Origin of the sequence: Nonomuraea endophytica (assembly GCF_014203235.1) — a bacterium.
Classification (GTDB): Bacteria; Actinomycetota; Actinomycetes; order Streptosporangiales; family Streptosporangiaceae; genus Nonomuraea; species Nonomuraea endophytica.
In genome coordinates, this window is record NZ_JACHIN010000016.1 from 60,099 (window position 1) to 79,570 (window position 19,472).

Consider the following 19,472-nt stretch of genomic DNA (forward strand, 5'->3'; position numbering starts at 1 on the left):
GCGGTTCAGGTGCGGGTGGCTTCTCGGACGGCGGGGGCTATTTCGGTGGCCCAGCGGCTCAGGGACGTGGTCGCTGGGGTTCCGTCGGCGGTGGGGAAGTAGGTGAAGCCTGCCGCGCCGTACTCCAGGACGGCGCTTGTGAGCTCCTCCACCCACTGGGCGACCGAGCCGCCCCGCCAGCGGCCGCTCGCGTCGCGGGTGGCCGGGAGGGGGGCGGTGGTGATGTGGCCGGTCAGGTTGTAGATCGTGGCGATGTCGCGGGGGTCGCGTCCCGCCTTCTCGGCGGCCTCGTCGATCAGCGGGCGGGAGGTGGACACGAGGTCGCTGCGCCAGTCGGAGGCGTGGCCGGGGATCCACCCGTCGGCCACCCGGCCGGTGACGGCCAGCGACTTGGGCCCCACCGAGCCCGTCCAGATGGGCGGGGCCGGGACGGTTGCCGGGATCAGGTCGTTCACCTGGTAGAACTCGCCGTCGAAGGTGACCGGGCCGCCGCCGCCCGACAGTGCGCGTATCAGGGTGATGGCTTCTTCCAGGGCCTTTACGGCCTGCGCAGGGGACAGCGGCTCGACGCCCAGTTTCGTGATCTCCCGCCAGAGGCCACCGGCGCCGATGCCCAGGGCGACCCGCCCGCCGGACAGTTTGGACAGGCTGGTGACGGTCCTGGCCAGCATGGGGGCGGGGCGGCTCGGGAGGTTGGTGACGTTGACGGCTGCGGTGATCTTGTCTGTGCGGCCGAGGACGAGGCCGAGGGCGGCGTAGGCGTCCAGGCGGTCGTGGAGGTACGGGTGGTCGGAGACGGTGACCAGGTCGAGGTCCTCCCGATCAGCCTGTACGGCCTGGCTGAGCAGCTGGTCGTCGGCCAGGCCGAAACCGAACAGGGTCTTCATCGTGCCGCCTCCGCTCCGAGCAGGTCGAGGTAGGCGTCCAGGAAGAGTCCGCCCTTGATGCCCACCGTGGCCTCGGGGCCGAGCACGCCCGCCTCGGGCGCGTAGGAGACGCCGCCGTGCGGGCCGAGCGGGAGCACGATGGCGTCGTGGGCGGGTTCGTAGGCGGTGAGGTTGGTCTGTCCGTCGATCAGGGCGCGGATGTTGGCGGCGGCCACCTCGGCGTGCCGCTGGGCGGCGCGGGCCATCTTCATCTCGGGCACGCTGGTGATGTCGCCGAGCGCGAAGATCGTGTCGCTGCCGGGCAGGCGCAGCTCGGGGGTGACGTCGAGCCGCCGGCCGGGGACGAGGTAGCCGATGTTGGGGGCGGCGCCGTAGCAGGCGAACCAGATGTCGGCGCTCAGTTCGGCGCCCGCGCTCGTGGTCGTGGTGAACGGGGCGGTGTGACCGGGCGCGGTTGGCGGCGGCGCGGTCAGTGCGGTGCCGAGCAGCAGTTCGACGCCGAGCGCGGCCAGCTGGGCGTGCACTTCGGCGCGGAACTCGGCGGGGAATCCTCCTGGCATCAGCTCCGGGGCCGGATCCACGACGGTGACGTGCTTGTCCGGCCAGGCGGCCTTGATCTCCCCGGCGAACTCCAGCCCCACGGGCCCGGCGCCGAGCAGCAGCACGCGCGGGGCCCGGGAGAGCGCCTCGTGCGTGGCCCAGAGCTTGGCGCGGGCGTCCACGCTGTCGTCCACGTCGAGCTTGGCCGGGTAGGTGTGGCGCGAGCCGGTGGCCAGGACCACGAAGTCGGAGGTGACCCGGTCACCCGAGCCGAGCTCCACGGCCGAGCCGAACATCCTGACCGCCCGGTCGTGCCGGATCCGGCCCCGGGTCAGCAGGCCCTCGTACGGGATGAAAAGCCGCTCGACCCACACCGGGTCGGTCACCGCGCGCAGTGCCGCGACGTTGTGGACGAAGGTGTCGCGGGGTTCGACCAGGGTGACGTCTGCCACGTCGTCCAGGGCCTTCGCGACGGTGATGCCCGCGTACCCGCCGCCGATCACGGTAACGGTCGCTGTCATGGCGTCCTCCAGAATGGTTCAGATTATGAACAGTTCTTATCATGAACCATAGAGGTGTTGGCAAGTGGGCTAGCCTGGGCCTGGAGGCGAGATGACGGAGATCGACACGACCGGGACCAGGGAGCTGGCCAAGGCCCTGGTGGGTCTGTCGCACCACGTGCTGCACATGTTCAACGACATCGGGCGAGGTCACGACCTCACCGCGCAGCAGACCGAGCTGGTGTGCGCCGTGATCGTCCGGGACCGGGTGCGGATGAGCGACCTGGGCAAGGTGATGCACCTGGAGAAGTCCAACCTGAGCGGGCTGGTCGACCGTACGGAGAAGCGGGGCCTGATCATGCGCAGGCGCGATCCGGAGGACCGGCGCGTGACCTACGTCGAGCTCACCGAAGAGGGGCGCCAGGTGGCGACGAGCACCCACTGCGAGGTCACCAGGCGGCTCAACGACCTCGTCGCCCAGCTTCCCGCCGAGGTCCAGCTCAGCCTCACCGAGGTGGTCGAGAAGATCACCGAGTCCTGATATATAACAGTGCTGTTGTATCTTGGGGTGATGTTTCCTGAGATCGAGCCCTACGACCACGGACATCTCGACACCGGCGACGGCAACCTCGTCTACTGGGAGGCCTGCGGAAACCCCGACGGCAAGCCCGCGCTGGTCGTGCACGGCGGCCCCGGGTCGGGATGCTCCACGGGCCAGCGCCGCGGGTTCGACCCGGAGCGCTACAACGTCATCCTGTTCGACCAGCGCAACTGCGGGCGCAGCCGTCCCCTCGCCGCCGACCCCGCGACGGACCTGACCGCCAACACCACCCAGAACCTCATCGCGGACATGGAACGGCTGCGCGAGCACCTCGGCGTGGACAAGTGGCTCCTCTATGGCGGTTCCTGGGGATCCACGCTGATCCTCGCCTACGCGCAGGCACATCCCGAGCGGGTATCGGCGATCGTCATCGTGAGCGTCACCATGACCCGCCGCTACGAGGTCGACTGGCTGTACGACGGCGTCGGCCGCTTCTTCCCCGCGCAGCGGGCCCTCTTCCGCGCGGGCGCGCCGGAAGGCGCCACCGGCACCGTGCCCGAACTGCTGGCCGCCTACGGACGGCTCATGGCCGACCCCGACCCCGACGTGCGGGCCAAGGCCGCGATCGACTGGACGACGTGGGAGGACTCGGTCATCTCCCTGGAGTCGAACGGCAAGCCGAACGCCTACTCCAACCGCCCGTCCGAGGCGCTGCTGACCTTCGCCCGGATCTGCGCCCACTACTTCTCCAACGGCGCCTGGCTGGAGGAGGGCGCCCTGCTCAGGGACGCGCCCAAGCTGGCCGGGATCCCGGGCGTGCTGATCCACGGGCGCTTCGACCTGGGGTCGCCGCTGGAGAACGCCTGGCAGCTCGCCCAGGTGTGGACGGATGCCCGGGTGGTCGTGGTGGAGGACTCCGGCCACACCGGCAGCCCGACCATGCAGACGGAGGTCGTGTCCGCCCTGAACTCCTTCGTTTCCTGACCCGCGCTCAGCGGGGGCGGCGGAGGGTGGCGGTGAAGGTTTCGCCGCGCAGGGCACGTTCGACCGCGTCGATCGCGCGGGACAGGCGGACCAGCCGGGGACCCTCCTCGCGATAAACGTCGAGGACGGCCTCCACCACGTGCGGCGGCAGGTGGCCCTTCAGGTCGACGGCGGCGCCACGGTAACCGGCGCGGGCCGCCTCGATGGCCGAGTTGACGTGGTAGGTCGCCATCCTGGCCAGCGCGATCGGGTGGCGGCGCAGCACCTCGTACGACCGGTAGTCGGGCGGGACGGCGTCGAGCAACCAGGCCACGGCCGAGGTCTCCCAGTCGGGCACGCTGGGCGGTCGGACCTCGGCCGGCCACTCGGGCGGGACATACATACCGCCATCGTACTCATGTTCGAGTGCCCGTCCATGGAAGCAGGGCCTGTACGCGAAACCAAGTAAGCGCTAGCTTGCGATGCATGCGTGTCTTGGTGACCGGCGCCTCAGGGTTCGTCGGCTCGTACGCGGTCGCCGCGCTTGTCAACGAAGGCCACGAACCCCACATTTTCGTGAGAAATCCGGAAAAGGCGGCTCGTGTCCTCCACCGTCTCAACGTCACCCCCGGCCTCCCCGTCCACGTCGGCGACATCCGCGACGCCGGAGCCGTCCGCGCCGCCCTGTCCGCCTGCGAGGCCGTCCTGCACGCGGCCGCCGACATGGGCGTCACCGGCCACGCCGCCGACCTCGAAGGCGCCAACGTCATCGGCCTGAAGAACGTCCTGGGCCAGGCCGTGGAGCTGGGCCTGGACCCGGTCGTGCACGTCTCCACGGTCGCCGTCTTCGTCCCGCCCGCCGGTCCCGTCATCACCGCGGACACCCCGCTGGCGGGCCCGCGCAACGGCTACGGCCGTTCCAAGGTGACCGGCGAGCTCTACGCCCGCGGCCTCGACGGCGTCACGATCGTCTACCCGGGTGGTGTCGTGGGCCCGCATCAGCCGACGGTCGACGCGCTCAACGAGGGGTTCCGCGCCGGCGTGGCCATGGGCTGGCCGATGGTGCCGGGCGGGGTGAGCGTCCTGGACGTACGCGATCTGGCGCTCGTACTCGCCCGCTGCATCACACCCGGACAAGGCCCGCGACGCTACATGATCGGCGGAAATTTCCGGACCTGGCGTCAGCTGGCCGACCTGTGTGAGCAGCTCACCGGCCGCAGAGCGCGGCGGCTCCCGATCCCGGCCGCCCTCCTGCGTAGCTTCGGCTCCGCCCTCGACGTCGTCAAACGCGTCAAGCACATCTCCTACCCGCTCACCCGCGACGCCGCCGACTTCATGCTCACGCTGGTCCCGACCGACGACCGCACCACGCTGAAGGAACTCGGCGTCACCCTCCGCCCGGTGGAAGACACCGTTTCGGATACATTGCGCTGGCTGTCGGCCGAAGGCCACCTGAACGTCCGAAGAATCGGCAGACTGGCCCCGTGACGGAGAAGATTGGGGTCGTCGGCGCCGGCATCCTGGGCCTGGCGGTGGCCCGAGAGCTCGCCCTGGTCAGGGGGGCCGAGGTCACCGTGCTCGACAAGGAGCACCAGGTGGGCGTCCATCAGACCGGCCACAACAGCGGCGTCGTGCACGCGGGCATCTACTACCCGCCGGGTTCGCTCAAGGCCCGGCTCTGCCGCGAGGGCGTGGCCATGCTCCGGGCCTACTGCGTCGAGCACGGCCTGCCGTACGAGGAGGTCGGGAAGCTTGTCGTGGCGGCGGGCCGGCACGAGCGGGCGGGACTGGCCGCGCTGGCGGCACGCGCCAGGGAGAACGGCGTGCCGGGCATCGCCGAGCTCGACGCGCTCGCGCTGCGCGAGATCGAGCCGCACGCGGTCGGGGTGGCCGCGATCCACTCGCCGCACACCGCGATCGCCGACTTCCCCGCGGTCGCGCGCCGCCTCGCCCAGGACGTGGGAGAACAAGGAGGTTCGGTACGGCTCGCGCACCCCGTCAGAGCCATCAGGGAACGGGCAGGAAAGGTCGAGGTCCTGGCCGCCAGGCGGGTCTTCGCCTTCGACCGCCTGGTGGTGTGCGCCGGGCTCGGCACCGACGCGGTGGCCGCCATGGCCGGGCAGAGGGGCGACGTGCGCATCGTCCCCTTCCGCGGCGAGTACTACACGCTGGCCGGATCGGCCAAGGACCTGGTCAGAGGCCTGATATACCCGGTTCCCGACCCCAGGTACCCGTTCCTCGGCGTCCACCTGACCCGGCACATCGACGGCGAGGTCCTCGTCGGCCCGAACGCCGTGCTGGCCCTGGCCTACGAGGGCTACACGTGGCGCGACGTGCGTGACGCCCGGCGCATCCTCACCTGGCCCGGCACCCTGCGCATGGCCAGGAAACACTGGCGCACCGGCGTCAAGGAGGTCTACGGCTCGCTGGTCAAGCAGGCGTTCCTGGACGCCGCCCGCCGGTACGTCCCCGCGCTGACCGCCGCCGACCTGGAGCGTACGCACGGCGGCGTCCGCGCCCAGGCCGTCGCCAGGGATGGCGCGCTGGTCGATGACTTCGTGGTCGATGTCCATGGAAGGGTGGTTCTGGTGCGTAACGCCCCGTCTCCTGCGGCCACGTCGAGTCTGGCCATTGCGCGGCATATCGCGGGAGTTGTTCCAGCACCCATCAGCTGAGTGCATCCTTAGGAGTGATGGAATCACGCCTGCTGATCGTCGAGGACGACCCCAACATCCTCGACCTCCTCGCCGCGAGCCTGAAGTTCGCCGGCTTCGACGTCTTCACCGCCAAAGGCGGGCACGAGGCGGTCGCCGCCGTGCAACGGCACCGGCCCGACCTCATCGTGCTCGACGTCATGCTGCCCGACATGGATGGGTTCGACGTGGTGAGACGGCTGCGGAGCGGCGGCGCCGCCACTCCGGTCGTCTTCCTGACGGCGCGTGACGGCACCGAGGACAAGATCCGCGGGCTGACCCTCGGCGGCGACGACTACGTGACCAAGCCGTTCAGCCTCGAAGAGGTGATCGCGCGCATCCACGCGGTGCTCCGCCGTACCAGCGCGCAGTCGCCGCCGCCCCGGCTCACCTTCGCCGACATCGAACTCGACGAGGAGAGCCACGAGGTCTGGCGCGGCGGGCGGCTGGTGCCGCTGTCGCCGACCGAGTTCAAGCTGCTGCACTACTTCATGACCAACGCCGGACGGGTGCTGTCCAAGCCGCAGATACTCGACCACGTCTGGGACTACGACTTCAGGGGCGAGGTCGGCATCGTGGAGTCGTACGTGTCGGTGCTCCGGCGCAAGATCGACAAGGGCAACCCGAGGCTCATCCACACCCTGCGCGGAGTCGGATACGTCCTGCGCCTGCCACCGGGGCCCTGATGCGCGGGCTGCCCCTGAGGATAAAGCTGATCGCCGCGATGCTCGCGCTGCTCGGGCTCGGGCTGACGTTCATCGGCGTGATCAGCGTCTCGATTCTGCACCGCTACCTCATCGACCGGGTCGACGGGCAGATCATCCTGCTCAGCCAGCGGGTCCAGAACAAGCTCCGGCACGACCAACTGGACAAGGCGCGCAAGGGCCTGCTCATCGAGTCCGACACGATCGTCATGGTCCGGCGGCCGGACGGGCGGCTGGCGCCGCCGTACACCAATGTCAGGGAAGTCGACCTCAAGTCCAAGCCGGCGCCGACCGAGGTCATGGGCGCTGCGGTCACCGTGCGGGCGATCAGTGGCGACGGCGAGTGGCGGGTGCTGCGCACCAGAAGCCCCTACGGCGAGGCGACCGTCGCCGTCGACCTGGCCGAGGTCCGCGACATCACCCGCCGACTGGTGCTGATCGAGTCGCTCGGCGGCGGCGGCATCCTGCTGATCCTCGCCGTCGTCGGCGTCGCGCTCGTGCGCCGCAGCCTGCGCCCGCTCATCGTCATCGAGCGTACGGCCGGCGCCATCGCGGCAGGCGAGCTGAGCCGCCGGGTGCCCGACGGCGACCCGCGCACCGAGGTGGGCAGGCTCGCCACCGCGATCAACGGCATGCTGACCCAGATCGAGTCCGCCTTCACCGCCCGCTCCGCCTCCGAGGCCGCCGCCCGGCGCTCGGAGGACCGCATGCGGCAGTTCGTCGGCGACGCCTCCCACGAACTGCGTACCCCGCTGACCTCCATCCTCGGCTACGCCGAGTACTCCAGGCAGAACCCCGGCGCCGACCCGGCCGAGATGATGCGGCGCGTGGAGAAGGCGGCGGGCCGCATGAGCCTGCTCGTCGACGACCTCCTGCTGCTGGCCCGCGTCGACCAGCAGCGGCCGCTGCAGATGCGGCCCGTGGACATGCTCGCGCTGGCCGCCGACGCCGCCCACGACGCCCGCATCCTGGCGCCCGACCGCAACGTCAAGCTCGACGTCGTCGGCGACGCCGCGCTGATCGTCTCCGGCGACGAGGTACGGCTGCGCCAGGTCGTCGCCAACCTCATGTCCAACGCCCTGCACCACACCGAACCCGGCACCCCGATCGTCGTCAGAGTGGGAGCCGGCCGGAGCACGGCGTTCGTCGAGGTGGCCGACCAGGGCCCCGGTCTCACGCCCGAGCAGGTCGAGCGGGTCTTCGAACGTTTCTACCGGGCCGACTCCGCCCGCTCCCGCCGCTCCGGCGAGGACCGGGGCAGCGGGCTCGGCCTGGCCATCGTCCGCGCGCTCGTGCACGCGCACGGCGGCACCGTGCTGGTGAGCAGCACGCCCGGCGCCGGATCGGTCTTCAGGGTGGAACTCCCACTCGACTTGGAGTGACCCTTCAGCTTTCCCTAAGGTCGCTCGGGCACCCTGTGGCTGTGAGTACCCCAGAGGCCCTGATCATGGTGGTGGACGACGAGCCCAGCATCAGGGATCTGCTCTCCGAGAGCCTGCGCTACGCCGGGTTCGAGGTGCTGACCGCCGCCGACGGCAGGGAAGCCGTCGAGATCGCCGAGCGCTCCTCACCCGACCTCGTCGTGCTGGACGTGATGCTGCCCGACCTCGACGGGTTCGAGGTGGCGCGGCGGATCGAGGCGCCCGTGCTGTTCCTGACCGCCAGGGACGCCACCGACGACAAGATCACCGGGCTGGCCGTGGGCGACGACTACGTGACCAAGCCGTTCTCGCTGGAAGAGGTCCAGGCCAGGATCCGGGCGGTGCTGCGCCGTACCAGGGGAGAGATCACGCCGCCCAAGCGGCTGCAGGTCGGCGACCTCGAACTCGACGAGGAGACCCGCGAGGTGTGGCGGGGCGGGCAGAGCGTGCACCTGTCGCCGACGGAGTTCAAGCTGCTGCACTACTTCATGTCCAACGCCGGGCGGGTCGTGTCCAAGGCGCAGATCCTCGACCACGTGTGGAGCTACGACTTCGGCGGCGACACCGGCGTCGTCGAGTCCTATGTGTCCTACTTGCGGCGGAAGATGGATGACACCGAGCCGCGACTCATCCACACGCTGCGCAGCGTCGGTTACGTGCTGAGGGAGCCGTCGGCCGGTTAGCGTGTCCTCATGGAACTGGTGAGCGCGTTAGAGTCACTGCGCCGCCGCCTCGACCGCGAGCTCTTCCCGCTCGCGATCGGGCAGGCGGCGGCCGACCGGCTCGCGCTCAAGGAGCTGACCGGCCAGCTCGACGACTATCTGCTGCCGCGGCTGCGTTCGATCGACGCGCCGCTGCTGACCGTCGTCGGCGGCTCCACGGGCGCGGGCAAGTCCACGCTGGTCAACTCCCTGGCCGGCGCCGACGTCGCCGAGCCCGGCGTGCTGCGGCCCACCACGCTCGTGCCCACGCTCGCGGTCAGCCCCGCCGACCACGCCTGGTTCATGGGCCAGAACGTGCTGCCCGGACTCTCCCGCGCCACCGGCGACAGCCCCGGCGCGCTGCGCGTGGTGACGGTGGACACGCTGGTCCCCGGCCTCGCGCTGCTCGACGCGCCCGACATCGACTCCGTGGTCACCGCCAACCGGCAGCTCGCCGCCCAGCTCCTCGCCGCCGCCGACCTCTGGCTCTTCGTCACGACCGCCGCCCGCTACGCCGACGAGGTGCCCTGGAGCTTCCTGCGCTCGGCCCGCGACCGGAGTACTGCTCTCGCCGTCGTCCTCGACCGGGTCCCGCCCGAGGCCATGGCCGCGGTCTCCGCCGACCTGACCCGCCTGCTCGACGTCAACGGGCTGGCCGGCGCCAAGCTCTTCACCGTGCCGGAGGCCGTCCTGCCCGACGAGAAGGCCCGGCTGCCGCAGGAGGCGGTGCGCCCGATCGTCTTCTGGCTCACCGAACTGGCCGCCGACGCCGCCGAGCGCTCCCGCATCGTGCGCCAGACGCTCTCCGGCGCGCTCGACAGCCTGGCCGCCCGCGTGCCGGCCCTCGCCGACGCCGTCGAACGCCAGCAGGAGGGCTTCACCGCCCTGCGTTCCATCGTCGCCGCCGCCTACGCGGGCGGCATGGCCGACTTCGACGCCGGCATGCGGGACGGGTCGCTGCTGCGCGGCGAGGTGATGGCCCGCTGGCAGGACTTCATCGGCACCGGCGACCTGATGCGCTCCCTGGAGAGCCGGGTGGGCCGGCTGCGCGACCGGATCGTCGGCTTCTTCACCGGCAAGGCCCACACGATCCAGCTCCGCGACGCGCTGGAGAGCGGCGTCGAGGCGCTGATCAGGGGCGCCGCCGACGGGTCGGCGGAACGGGCGCTCGAAGGCTGGTCGGCGGCGCCCGGCGGCCCCGGCCTGCTCGACCGGGTCGGCGCGGTCGAGGCCGCCCGGCTGGGACGGGCCTCGTCCGCGCTGGGCGCCGCCGCGGAGAAGGCGGTGCGCGGCTGGCAGGACTACGTCCTCGACCTGGTGCGGCAGGAAGGCGCGGCCAAGCGGACCACCGCGCGGGTCGCCTCCTTCGGCGTCAACGGGGCTGGGGTGCTGCTGATGCTGGCGGTGTTCGCCTCCACCGGAGGGCTGACCGGGATCGAGGTGGGGATCGCCGGAGGGACGAGCGTCCTGTCGCAGAAACTGCTGGAGGCCATCTTCGGTGACCAGGCGGTCCGTACCCTGACCACCAAGGCCAGGGAAGACCTCCGCGAGCGCGTTCAGGCCCTGCTCGACGCCGAGTCCGCGCGCTTCACCGACCTCCTGGCCGACGCCGAACCCCCTCCCGACACGCCCGCCGCCCTCAGAACCGCCGCCGCCGACATCACCGCCCACCGCCACGACCTGCCCGCCGCCGGAGGTGAGGAGGAGTGAAACTGCTGCGCCGCGGACCGTCCCTGGACGATCGGCTCAACGCCCTGCTGGAGGCGGCCGACCTGGCCGGGGGACGACTGCCCGCCGACGTCGTCGCCGCCGCCCGGGAGGTCGCGGACCGGGCCGGTGTACGGCGGAGCCTGTCCGTCGACCACACCGTCGCCGCCCTCGCCGGAGCCACCGGAAGCGGCAAGTCGTCGCTGTTCAACGAGCTGACCGGCGCCGAACTCGCCACCGTCGGCGTCACCCGCCCCACCACCTCCACCGCCCAGGCCGCGTTGTGGGACGGCGACGGGGCCGGGCCGCTGCTCGACTGGCTGGAGATCCCGCGCCGCCACGCCGTCGCCGCCGACACCGGCCTCGCCGGGCTCGTCCTGCTCGATCTGCCCGACCACGACTCCATCGAGCTCGGTCACCGGCTGGAGGTGGACCGGCTGGTCGAGGTGGTCGACCTGCTGGTGTGGGTGCTGGATCCGCAGAAGTACGCGGACGCGGCTGTGCATGAGCGCTATCTCAGGCCGCTGGCCAGGCACCGGGAGGTGATGGTCGTGGTCCTGAACCAGATCGACCGCCTGCCTGCCGCAGCCGTCTCGCGCTGCCTGGCCGACCTGCGGCGGCTGCTCGCCGATGATGGTCTGGACGGGGTGCCGGTGCTGGGCGTGTCCGCCCGTACCGGTGCCGGGCTGCCCGAGCTTCGTTCGCTACTTGGGGAGAAGGTGGCTGCCCGTCTTTCCTGGGCCGGTCGCCTGTCGGCCGACGTCGCCACCGCCGCCGACGCGCTGGCCGCGGCCGGCGGGTCCGGTGGCGGTGTCGTGGGGGTTTCTAGTGGTTTGTCCAAGGCGCTCACCGGCGCGCTGAGTACGGCGGCCGGAGTGCCGCTGGTGGTCGACGCCGTGGGGAAGGCGCATCGGCATCGGGCCGTGGTGGCGACCGGGTGGCCGGTTACCCGGTGGGTCCGGCGGTTCCGGCCGGATCCGTTGCGGCGGTTGCGGATCGGGGGGTCTTCCGCCGCTGCCGGGGAGATCGTGGGGAAGACTTCGTTGCCTGAGGCTTCTGGCGTGCAGAAGGCGCAGGTGGAGACGGCGATCAGGGACGTCGGCGAGGCCGCGGCCGAGGGGTTGCCCGGGGTTTGGGCCGCTTCGGTGCGGCGGGCGGCGCGGTCGCGGGCGGGGGAACTGGCCGACGCTCTGGACAAGGCGGTCTCCACCACGTCGCTGAGTGCCGCCCGGCGGCCTCGGTGGTGGCGGGCGGTTGGCTTGGTGCAGTGGGTGGTGTTCGCGGCCATGGCGGCCGGGGCGCTGTGGCTGGGCGTTCTCTTCGGGCTCGACTACCTGCGGCTGCCTGAGCTGCCTACGCCCACTTTGCTGGAGGTGCCGTGGCCTACGGTGCTTCTGGTGTTGGGTGCGTTGGCCGGGGTGCTGGTGGCGTTGTTGTCCCGGGTGGCGGCGTGGATCGGCGGTCGGCGGCGAGCCCGCGGAACCGCCAAGGCCCTGCGCGCCGCCGTGGGCGAAGTGGCCAGGACCGACGTCCTCGACCCGGTAACCGCCGAACTCGACCGCTACACCGCCTTCACCACCGCCCTAACCCAAGCCCGCCAATAACCCCCACCCACCCCAACACCCCACCCACCCCAACACCCCACCCACCCCAACACCCCACCCGCCACCCAACACCTCACCCGGACCACGACACCCCACCCGGACGGACCACGACACCCCACCCACTCGACACACGGCACCACACCTACCCGGACCACGTGCCCGGGCCGGGGGCCGTGATCCTGCCCGGGTCGCGCCGCGGGGTGTGGCACGGCGTCGTGTCAGGCGGCTCGCCTCGGCCCGCTGCCCCGAGACCCGAGCTCGCCCGGCGGTGGGTGTGCGGGGGCTCTGCGAGCGCTGGGCTTGGCCCCTTCCGGGACCGGGGCCGGATCACGACCGGCTGTGAGGGGGGCGTCGCCCGGGCCGCGCGACGGGCTGTGGCGGGGCGCTGGCTGGGTCGCCCGACGGGGTGGGGCGCGGCGGTCTGTCGCGGGGTTAGTGCGGGGTGAAGGCGATGGGCATGTGTTTGATGCCGTTGATGAAGTCCGAGCGCATGCGCCGTACCGGAGCGGTGTGGGTGGCGGAGGGGAAGCGGCGGACGAGTTCGCGGATCATGCAGGTGATCTGCAGTCTGGCCAGGTTGGCGCCGAGGCAGAAGTGGGGGCCGCCGCCGCCGAACGTCACGTGGTCGTTCGGGGTGCGGCGCAGGTCGAGGAGGTGGGCGTCGGGGAAGACGGCCTCGTCGTGGTTGGCGGAGGCGTAGAAGGTGACGACCTTTTCGCCTTCGCGGATCGGCTGGCCGGAGATCGAGGTGTCGGTGGTGGCGGTGCGGCGGAAGTTGTGGATGGACGAGCCCCAGCGCAGGAACTCCTCGGTCGCGCTGCGCCACAACGCGTCGTCGCCCAGCCCGGCGGAGAGTTCGCGGTAGGCGGCGGGGTGGTCGATGAGGGCCTTCATGGCGTGGGAGATGAGGTTGCGGGTGGTCTCGTTTCCGGCGACGCAGAGGATGACGAAGAAGGAGTCGATCTCCTCCCTGGTCAGCCGGTCGCCGTCCACCTCGGCCTGGACCAGCGCGGTCAGGATGTCCTCGCGCGGCCGGGTGCGGCGCTCGTCCACGAGGGCGTCGCAGTAGGCGAAGATCTCGGCTGCCGCGATCTCGCCGTCCTCCGGGCTGGTGCGGAAGTCGGGGTCCTGGAAGCCGACCATGCGGTTCGACCAGTCGAAGATCAGGTGGTGGTCGCTCTCGGGGACGCCGATGAGGTCGCAGATCATCTGCAGCGGCAGGTACTCGGCGACGTCTGTCACGAACTCGACTTCGCCGCCGCGTTCGAGCACGTCGTCGGCGATCCGCTCGGCCCTGGCCTGTACGGTCGCGGCCAGCTTGCCGATCATCTTCGGCGTGAACCCGGCGCTGACCAGCCGCCGGTAGCGGGTCTGCTTCGGCGGGTCCATGTTGAGCAGGGTCAGCTTGGCGATCTCGATGAACTCGGGCGACTGCGTCCTGATGAACGTGGTGCCCAGTTCGGTGGACCACGTCTTGGCGTCGCGGCTGATGGCCTTCACGTCGTCGTAGCGGGTGACGGCCCAGAAGCCGGTGTCGTCGGGGACGTCGTGCCAGTAGACGGGCGCGTTGCGGCGCAGGTAGGCGAACTGGTCGTGGGGGACGTGCCGTTCCCAGGTGTTCTCGAGCAGGTCGATGCGCATCGGGCTCCCTTTGGCGCGGGGTTCGGGGCCTGGTTTCCGGTACGGCGGAGCCGTACCGGATGAGGGGGTCAGAAGCCGAGCAGGTCGCGCAGGGCGAGCACCACGGCCGCCCGCTCCACGGCGGGCGGGTCGAGGCGGTGCTGTACCGCGCAACCGATGAGTAACCCGAGCACGGCCACGGCGGTCTGCTCGGGGGATCGCCTGAGCGGTACGCCCGCGGCCGCCGCCCAGTCGGACAACCCCTCGGCTAGTCGGGCACGGATGTCGGCGTAGCGCCTGGCCAGCGGTTCGCCGATGTGGGGATCGCGCGCGCCGTGCAGCCACAGCTCCAGTTCGAGCAGGAGCCATGCCGCACCGCGATCCGGTTCGTCACGGGTGAGGACGTCGAAGAGGGCGGCCAGCCGGTCGTCGAGTTCGGTGATCTCCTCGAACCCGGCGAGCAGGTCGGCCGCGGTCTGGTCCTTCCAGACCTCCAGCAGGGCGAGCAGGAGGCCTTCCTTGCCGCCGAAGTGGTTGTAGAGGGCGCCTGTGGTGCGGTCGGCGGCCTCGGCCACCGCTTCGGCGGAGACGGCGTGGAACCCCTTTCTGGCGAAGAGGTCGGCGGCGGCGTCGATCAGCCGGGTACGGGTTTCGGCCCGTCGCTGATCCTGGGTCGCCACTGACACCTCCGGTATATCGGGGCTCCGATATATATCTCCTTACCTATATTTCATGACTTGTCGGGTTGGTCAAGGGTTTGCGGTGAAGGCGGTCAGCAGTTCTGTCGTGCCAACCTGGCGTCCGCCTCTTCCTGTGGCATCGGCTCGGAGTCCGTGAAGAGGCCCACCTTGCCGCCGTGGCTGACGTAGCCGCCGGTGACGTACCAGCCGTCAGGCACCGAAGCACGCACCTCCGGCTCCTCCTGCCCGGTCTCGATCACGTACTCGTTGATGGCCCAGCCGCGCTGGGCGAGCAGGCCGCGTACCTCGGCCACGCTCTTGTTGAGGTACGGCACGCAGTTCATCGGCTCGTCCGGCGCGTCGAAGGGGCCGCCGCTCTGGACCTCCTCACCGGGACGCGCCTCGCGGCCCAGGGTGATGTCGGCCGTGCCGCGGAAGCTCGCCGGGATCTTGATGCCGATCGGGCAGCCGTCGACCTTGCGGCACGTGCCGGTGCCCTGGATCTGCTCGAACTCGGTCAGGTACCTCGGCTCGGGGCCGTCCTCCGTGGTGGGGAAGATCTGGCCGACGCTGCCCGGGGAGGACGGGATGACCCGGAGCGAGATGTTCAGCCCGGCCGCGCGCAACTGCTCCTGGTACTTGCCGGGATCGGCGTAGAGGTCCTTGACCTCGATCACGTAGTGGTCGCCTTCGCGCCGGATGTCGAGGGCGGCTGCGGGCTGGGCCGCCGGGCCCAGGAACCAGGCCGCGGCCAGCGCGGCGGCCGCCACCGTGGCGATCCCGGGCAGCGTGATCCGCTTCCTGCCCAGCGCCGCACGGACCCTGCTCACACGGGACTGCTCCGGGGCGGCGGACAGGGTCATGATCTCGTTCATCAGGTCGTGCGCGCCCTCGCTCAGGCCCGGTCCGGCCGGTGGGGCGAGCCGGGTGACGATCTGGTCGATGTCGGTGCTCACTGGCTCTCCTTCGCGAGTGCTACGGCGCGCGGGCCGTACCGGGTGAGGTCGAGGTCGGCCTGCGCGAGTGCGGCGGCCAGGCGCTTGCGGGCGCGATGCAGACGCAGACGTACGGCTCCGCGCGAGGCGCCGACGACCTTGGCGATCTCGGCGATGCCCAGGCCCTCCCAGCCGACCAGCGAGAGCAGTTCCCTGTCCGGCTCCGACAACTGGGTGAACGCCTCGCGGGCCACGTCGGGCGCCTGGTCGGGGCGGGATTCGGCCCAGATCGCCAGCTCGGCGCGCAGGCGCAGGCCGAGGGCTTCGCGGCGGGACTCGGCGCGGTGGTGGTTGGCGAGGATGCGGCGGGCGGTGCCGTACAGCCACCATCGGGCCTCGTCGCCGGAGGGGATGTCGTCGATGCGGCGCCAGGCCGTCGTGAACGTCTCGGAGATCACGTCGGCGGCATCGTCGGGAGACGTGGTGCGCCGGGTCACATAGGCGGCCACGGCGGGGTAATGCGTGAGATAGAGCGCCTCGAAGCGGCGGCGAGGCTCGGGTGGTCCCACAGAGCGGGTCCTTCCGATAGGGGAGCTTACGTATCGGTAGATGTCCGCCTTGGTGGGCTTGTTTCAGGTGTGCGGGAAGAGATCCGTGGCCGTGGCGTCCAGCGTGATCAGCAGGGGACGCAGCAGCGGATGGTGCTCGGCGCCCCTGCGGACCGCGGCGAACACGCGGCGCTCCGGGCCCGGCGCCTCCCGCACCACCACGCCGGTGAGATCCAGGTCCCGCAGCGCCAGCCGGGGCACCAGCGCCACCCCGGAACCCGCCCCCACCAGCGCCACCACCGCGCGGAAGTCGTCGGAGGAGTGGGCGAAGTCCGCGGTGAACCCGGCCTGCTCGCAGGCCACGGCGATGACGTCGTGCACCGGGTTGCCCGGGTAAGGGCCGATCCAGCTCTCGGCCGCCAGCTCGGCCAGCGCCACCCTGCCGGCCTGTCCCAGGGGGTGGCTCGTGGGCAGGACCAGGTCGAACGGCTCGGCGTACAGGGGGACGCGGGTCAGCCGCTGATCGGCCGGTGCGCCCCGGTACTCGACCGCGATGGCCAGGTCGGCTTCGCCGTCCAGGAGCATGGTGAGGCTGTGGTCGCCCTCCGCGTCGCGCACGCGCACGTCCAGGCCGGGGGAGGTCTCGCGCAGCGTGCGTACGGCGGGGGCCAGGAGGGCGGCGATCGCGGTGGCGAACGAGGCCACGCTGACCTCACCGGCCGCCCCGGTCGTGTAGGCGGCGACCTCGGCTTCCGCGCGTTCGAGCTGGGCCAGGACCTCGTTGGCGTGGGCCAGCATGATGCGGCCGACCGCGGTGAGCCGCACGCCGCGCCCGTCGCGGATGAACAGCCGGTGCCCGACCTCGTGCTCCAGCGCGCCGAGCTGCTGGGACACCGCCGACGGCGTGAGGTGGAGCGCAGCCGCCGCGGCGGTGACCGTACCGTGGTCGGCCACCGCGCGGAGCGTGCGCAGGCGCCGCGTCTCTATCACGCGGCCGAGCATAGGGTCTATCCGTTGCGTGCCGTGATGAACGCGTCGACGGCGCGGTCGACGTCCTCGGTGGAATGGGCGGCCGAGAGCTGGACGCGGATGCGCGCCTGCCCGTGCGGCACCACCGGGTAGGAGAAGCCGATCACGTAGATGCCCAGCTCCAGCAGCCGCTCCGCCATGGCTCCGGCCTCGGCCGCGTCGCCGATCATGACGGGCGCGATCGGGTGGTCGCCGGGCAGGATGTCGAACCCGGCCTCGGTCATCCGCGTACGGAAACGCGCGGTGTTGGCGCGTAGCTGGTCGCGGGCGTCGTTGGAGGTCTCCAGCAGGTCGAGGATGCGCAGGGACGCGGCGGCGATGACCGGCGCGAGCGAGTTGGAGAACAGGTAGGGCCGCGACCGCTGCCGCAACAGCTCGCAGATCTCCTTGCGGGCCGCGACGTAGCCGCCGCTGGCGCCGCCGAGCGCCTTGCCCAGCGTGCCGGTGATGATGTCGATCCGGTCGGTGACGCCGTGCAGCTCCGGCGTGCCACGGCCGGTGGGGCCGACGAAGCCGACGGCGTGCGAGTCGTCGACCATGACCATCGCGTCATACCGGTCGGCCAGATCGCAGATCTCCTGCAACGGCGCGAGATATCCGTCCATGGAGAACACGCCGTCGGTGACGATCAGCCGCCGCCGCGCGTCCGAGGCCTCCTTGAGCCGCGACTCCAGCTCGCCCATGTCCCGGTTGGCGTAGCGGAAGCGCTTCGCCTTCGACAGCCGGATGCCGTCGATGATGCTCGCGTGGTTGAGCGCGTCGGAGATCACCGCGTCCTGCGCGTCGAGCAGCGTTTCGAAAACACCGCCGTTGGCGTCGAAACACGAGCTGTAGAGGACCGTGCCCTCCATGCCCAGGAAGTCCGACAGGCGGGCTTCCAGCTCCTTGTGCACCTCCTGCGTCCCGCAGATGAAGCGCACCGACGCCATCCCGAACCCCCACCGCTCCAGCGCATCCCGCGCCGCCGCGACGACCTCGGGATTGTCGGCCAGGCCGAGGTAGTTGTTGGCGCAGAAGTTCAGGACCTCGGCGTCACCCACGCGTACGTGGGAGTTCTGCGGGGTGCTGATCACCCGCTCGGGCTTGTGCAGCCCGGCCTCGGTGATCTCGTCGAGCGTCTCACGCAGCTGCTCGCGGACGGTGGAAAACATCAAACCTCCAAGATCTGGTACGGCGGGCGGCGTTCACTCCCAGTCGAGAATGACCTTGCCGGTACGGCCACTGGCGGCGGTGTCGAAGGCGGCGTCGAAGTCGCGGTAGCCGAAGCGGTCGGTGATCACGGGGGAGAGGTCGAGGCCCTTCTCCAGCAGCACCGACATGTTGTACCAGGTCTCGAACATCTCACGGCCGTAGATGCCCTTGATGGTGATCATCGACGTCACCACCGTGGACCAGTCGATCGCGAACTCCTCCGCCGGAAGCCCCAGCATCGCGATCTTCCCGCCGTGGGTCATCGTGGCGATCATCTCGCGCATGGCCCGGGGATTGCCGGACATCTCCAGCCCGACGTCGAACCCCTCCCGCATCCCCAGCTGCTTCATCCCGTCGGCGATGGGCGTCTGCGCGACGTTGAGCGCGAGCGTGACCCCGAGCTTCCCCGCCAGATCCAGCCGCTCGGGGCTCACATCGGTGATCACGACGTTGCGCGCGCCGACGTGGGTCGCGACCGCGGCGGCCATGAGCCCGATGGGCCCGGCGCCGGTGATCAGCACGTCCTCGCCGACCAGCGGAAACGACAGCGCCGTGTGTACGGCGTTGCCGAACGGATCGAAGATGGCCGCGATGTCGGGGTCGACCGGGACCCGGTGCACCCAGACGTTGGAGGCCGGGATCGACACGTACTCGGCGAAGGCGCCGTCCCGGTTGACCCCCAGCCCGATCGTGTTGCGGCACAGGTGGCGGCGCCCGGCCATGCAGTTGCGGCACTTGCCGCACACGAGGTGGCCCTCGCCGCTGACCAGATCGCCGACCTTGATGTCCTCGACCCCGGCCGCGACCTCGACGACGTGCCCGCTGAACTCGTGCCCGACGATGAGCGGCAGATCAAGGGTGTGCCGCGCCCAGTCATCATATTTCCGGATATGCAGGTCGGTGCCGCAGATGCCGGTTCGGAGCACCTTGATCAGCACCTCACCCGGCCCCACCGTCGGCTCCGGCACGTCCTTAAGCCACAGCCCCTCTTCGGGCCGCTCCTTGACCAGCGCCTTCATGGCAACCAACCCCCTCGTCTGAACCTTACGCACTGTGCCCGGCGGGCTTCGGGCATGTCCATCGAGGTTTCCTTAACTCCCCCCACAGAGAACCTTCACGCCCCTGCCCGACCCCCCATTCCCACCCCCGGCTCCCCAGACCTCCCCCGCGTGTCGCCCCCACCTCCCGGACCACCCCGTGTCCCTTCG

At 70.9% G+C, this 19,472-nt stretch carries 19 protein-coding genes; 9 read left to right on the forward strand and 10 right to left on the reverse strand.

The window, feature by feature from the left end; genetic code table 11:
- Nucleotides 1-5: 5 nt before the first annotated feature.
- Nucleotides 6-887 carry an LLM class flavin-dependent oxidoreductase gene (locus HNR40_RS42935; protein ID WP_184972077.1) on the reverse strand — a complete coding sequence of 294 codons (882 nt, stop codon included), beginning with the start codon at nt 885-887 and terminating at the stop codon, nt 6-8.
- Nucleotides 884-1,948 carry an NAD(P)/FAD-dependent oxidoreductase gene (locus tag HNR40_RS42940; RefSeq protein ID WP_184972079.1) on the reverse strand — a complete coding sequence of 355 codons (1,065 nt, stop codon included), beginning with the start codon at nt 1,946-1,948 and terminating at the stop codon, nt 884-886. Before HNR40_RS42940 ends, HNR40_RS42935 begins: the two co-directional genes overlap by 4 nt.
- Before the next feature lie 91 nt (nt 1,949-2,039).
- Here HNR40_RS42940 and HNR40_RS42945 point away from each other — a divergent pair, with 91 nt between their 5' ends.
- Nucleotides 2,040-2,468: a MarR family winged helix-turn-helix transcriptional regulator gene (locus HNR40_RS42945; protein WP_184972081.1), complete on the forward strand. Its 429-nt coding sequence runs from the start codon at nt 2,040-2,042 to the stop codon at nt 2,466-2,468.
- A 30-nt stretch (nt 2,469-2,498) separates the two neighbouring features.
- The gene (pip, locus tag HNR40_RS42950) at nt 2,499-3,452 is read left to right on the forward strand and encodes a prolyl aminopeptidase (RefSeq protein WP_184972083.1); all 954 of its coding nucleotides are present in this window, start codon (nt 2,499-2,501) and stop codon (nt 3,450-3,452) included.
- Between the two features lie 7 nt (nt 3,453-3,459).
- On the opposite strand, the gene HNR40_RS42955 is transcribed toward pip, so the two are convergent.
- On the reverse strand, nt 3,460-3,834 hold the full coding sequence (locus HNR40_RS42955) for a hypothetical protein (protein WP_184972085.1): 375 nt from the start codon (nt 3,832-3,834) through the stop codon (nt 3,460-3,462).
- Between the two features lie 83 nt (nt 3,835-3,917).
- Between HNR40_RS42955 and HNR40_RS42960 the strand changes: the two genes are divergently transcribed.
- The 7 genes from HNR40_RS42960 to HNR40_RS42990 all read left to right on the forward strand — a co-directional run bounded on the left by HNR40_RS42960 (nt 3,918) and on the right by HNR40_RS42990 (nt 12,261).
- A complete protein-coding gene (locus HNR40_RS42960) occupies nt 3,918-4,919 on the forward strand; it encodes an NAD-dependent epimerase/dehydratase family protein (protein ID WP_184972087.1) in 1,002 nt (333 codons plus the stop codon).
- The gene (lhgD, locus tag HNR40_RS42965; RefSeq protein WP_184972089.1) at nt 4,916-6,106 is read left to right on the forward strand and encodes an L-2-hydroxyglutarate dehydrogenase; all 1,191 of its coding nucleotides are present in this window, start codon (nt 4,916-4,918) and stop codon (nt 6,104-6,106) included. Before HNR40_RS42960 ends, lhgD begins: the two co-directional genes overlap by 4 nt.
- 17 nt (nt 6,107-6,123) lie before the next feature.
- Complete coding sequence (locus HNR40_RS42970; protein WP_184972091.1) at nt 6,124-6,810, forward strand: response regulator transcription factor; 687 nt, start codon at nt 6,124-6,126, stop codon at nt 6,808-6,810.
- Nucleotides 6,810-8,210: a sensor histidine kinase gene (locus HNR40_RS42975; RefSeq protein ID WP_184972093.1), complete on the forward strand. Its 1,401-nt coding sequence runs from the start codon at nt 6,810-6,812 to the stop codon at nt 8,208-8,210. The genes HNR40_RS42970 and HNR40_RS42975 overlap by 1 nt, the downstream gene beginning before the upstream one ends.
- 65 nt (nt 8,211-8,275) lie before the next feature.
- Nucleotides 8,276-8,932: a response regulator transcription factor gene (locus HNR40_RS42980; RefSeq protein WP_184972393.1), complete on the forward strand. Its 657-nt coding sequence runs from the start codon at nt 8,276-8,278 to the stop codon at nt 8,930-8,932.
- A gap of 9 nt (nt 8,933-8,941) precedes the next feature.
- On the forward strand, nt 8,942-10,660 hold the full coding sequence (locus HNR40_RS42985) for an ABC transporter (RefSeq protein WP_184972095.1): 1,719 nt from the start codon (nt 8,942-8,944) through the stop codon (nt 10,658-10,660).
- Entirely contained in the window at nt 10,657-12,261 is a 1,605-nt protein-coding gene (locus HNR40_RS42990; RefSeq protein ID WP_184972097.1) for a GTPase, read from the forward strand. Before HNR40_RS42985 ends, HNR40_RS42990 begins: the two co-directional genes overlap by 4 nt.
- Nucleotides 12,262-12,693: 432 nt before the next feature.
- Here HNR40_RS42990 and HNR40_RS42995 read toward each other — a convergent pair whose 3' ends face one another.
- The 7 genes from HNR40_RS42995 to tdh form a co-directional block, all read right to left on the reverse strand.
- Nucleotides 12,694-13,902 carry a cytochrome P450 gene (locus tag HNR40_RS42995; protein WP_184972099.1) on the reverse strand — a complete coding sequence of 403 codons (1,209 nt, stop codon included), beginning with the start codon at nt 13,900-13,902 and terminating at the stop codon, nt 12,694-12,696.
- Between the two features lie 68 nt (nt 13,903-13,970).
- Entirely contained in the window at nt 13,971-14,561 is a 591-nt protein-coding gene (locus HNR40_RS43000; protein ID WP_184972101.1) for a TetR/AcrR family transcriptional regulator, read from the reverse strand.
- Between the two features lie 92 nt (nt 14,562-14,653).
- Nucleotides 14,654-15,517 carry a hypothetical protein gene (locus HNR40_RS43005; RefSeq protein ID WP_184972104.1) on the reverse strand — a complete coding sequence of 288 codons (864 nt, stop codon included), beginning with the start codon at nt 15,515-15,517 and terminating at the stop codon, nt 14,654-14,656.
- A complete protein-coding gene (locus tag HNR40_RS43010) occupies nt 15,514-16,065 on the reverse strand; it encodes an RNA polymerase sigma factor (RefSeq protein ID WP_184972105.1) in 552 nt (183 codons plus the stop codon). The genes HNR40_RS43005 and HNR40_RS43010 overlap by 4 nt, the downstream gene beginning before the upstream one ends.
- A gap of 63 nt (nt 16,066-16,128) precedes the next feature.
- A complete protein-coding gene (locus HNR40_RS43015; RefSeq protein WP_184972107.1) occupies nt 16,129-17,034 on the reverse strand; it encodes a LysR family transcriptional regulator in 906 nt (301 codons plus the stop codon).
- Between the two features lie 17 nt (nt 17,035-17,051).
- Complete coding sequence (locus tag HNR40_RS43020) at nt 17,052-18,224, reverse strand: glycine C-acetyltransferase (protein WP_184972109.1); 1,173 nt, start codon at nt 18,222-18,224, stop codon at nt 17,052-17,054.
- Nucleotides 18,225-18,257: 33 nt separating this feature from the next.
- Nucleotides 18,258-19,283: an L-threonine 3-dehydrogenase gene (gene tdh / locus HNR40_RS43025; protein ID WP_184972111.1), complete on the reverse strand. Its 1,026-nt coding sequence runs from the start codon at nt 19,281-19,283 to the stop codon at nt 18,258-18,260.
- Nucleotides 19,284-19,472 lie beyond the last annotated feature (189 nt).

Coding starts and splice junctions, on each gene's coding strand:
- HNR40_RS42935 (WP_184972077.1), bottom strand. CDS start 887: ATGAAGACCCTGTTCGGTTTCGGCCTGGCCGACGACCAGCTGCTCAGC.
- HNR40_RS42940 (WP_184972079.1), bottom strand. CDS start 1,948: ATGACAGCGACCGTTACCGTGATCGGCGGCGGGTACGCGGGCATCACC.
- HNR40_RS42945 (WP_184972081.1), top strand. CDS start 2,040: ATGACGGAGATCGACACGACCGGGACCAGGGAGCTGGCCAAGGCCCTG.
- pip (WP_184972083.1), top strand. CDS start 2,499: ATGTTTCCTGAGATCGAGCCCTACGACCACGGACATCTCGACACCGGC.
- HNR40_RS42955 (WP_184972085.1), bottom strand. CDS start 3,834: ATGTATGTCCCGCCCGAGTGGCCGGCCGAGGTCCGACCGCCCAGCGTG.
- HNR40_RS42960 (WP_184972087.1), top strand. CDS start 3,918: ATGCGTGTCTTGGTGACCGGCGCCTCAGGGTTCGTCGGCTCGTACGCG.
- HNR40_RS42970 (WP_184972091.1), top strand. CDS start 6,124: ATGGAATCACGCCTGCTGATCGTCGAGGACGACCCCAACATCCTCGAC.
- HNR40_RS42975 (WP_184972093.1), top strand. CDS start 6,810: ATGCGCGGGCTGCCCCTGAGGATAAAGCTGATCGCCGCGATGCTCGCG.
- HNR40_RS42980 (WP_184972393.1), top strand. CDS start 8,276: ATGGTGGTGGACGACGAGCCCAGCATCAGGGATCTGCTCTCCGAGAGC.
- HNR40_RS42985 (WP_184972095.1), top strand. CDS start 8,942: ATGGAACTGGTGAGCGCGTTAGAGTCACTGCGCCGCCGCCTCGACCGC.
- HNR40_RS42995 (WP_184972099.1), bottom strand. CDS start 13,902: ATGCGCATCGACCTGCTCGAGAACACCTGGGAACGGCACGTCCCCCAC.
- HNR40_RS43020 (WP_184972109.1), bottom strand. CDS start 18,224: ATGTTTTCCACCGTCCGCGAGCAGCTGCGTGAGACGCTCGACGAGATC.
- tdh (WP_184972111.1), bottom strand. CDS start 19,283: ATGAAGGCGCTGGTCAAGGAGCGGCCCGAAGAGGGGCTGTGGCTTAAG.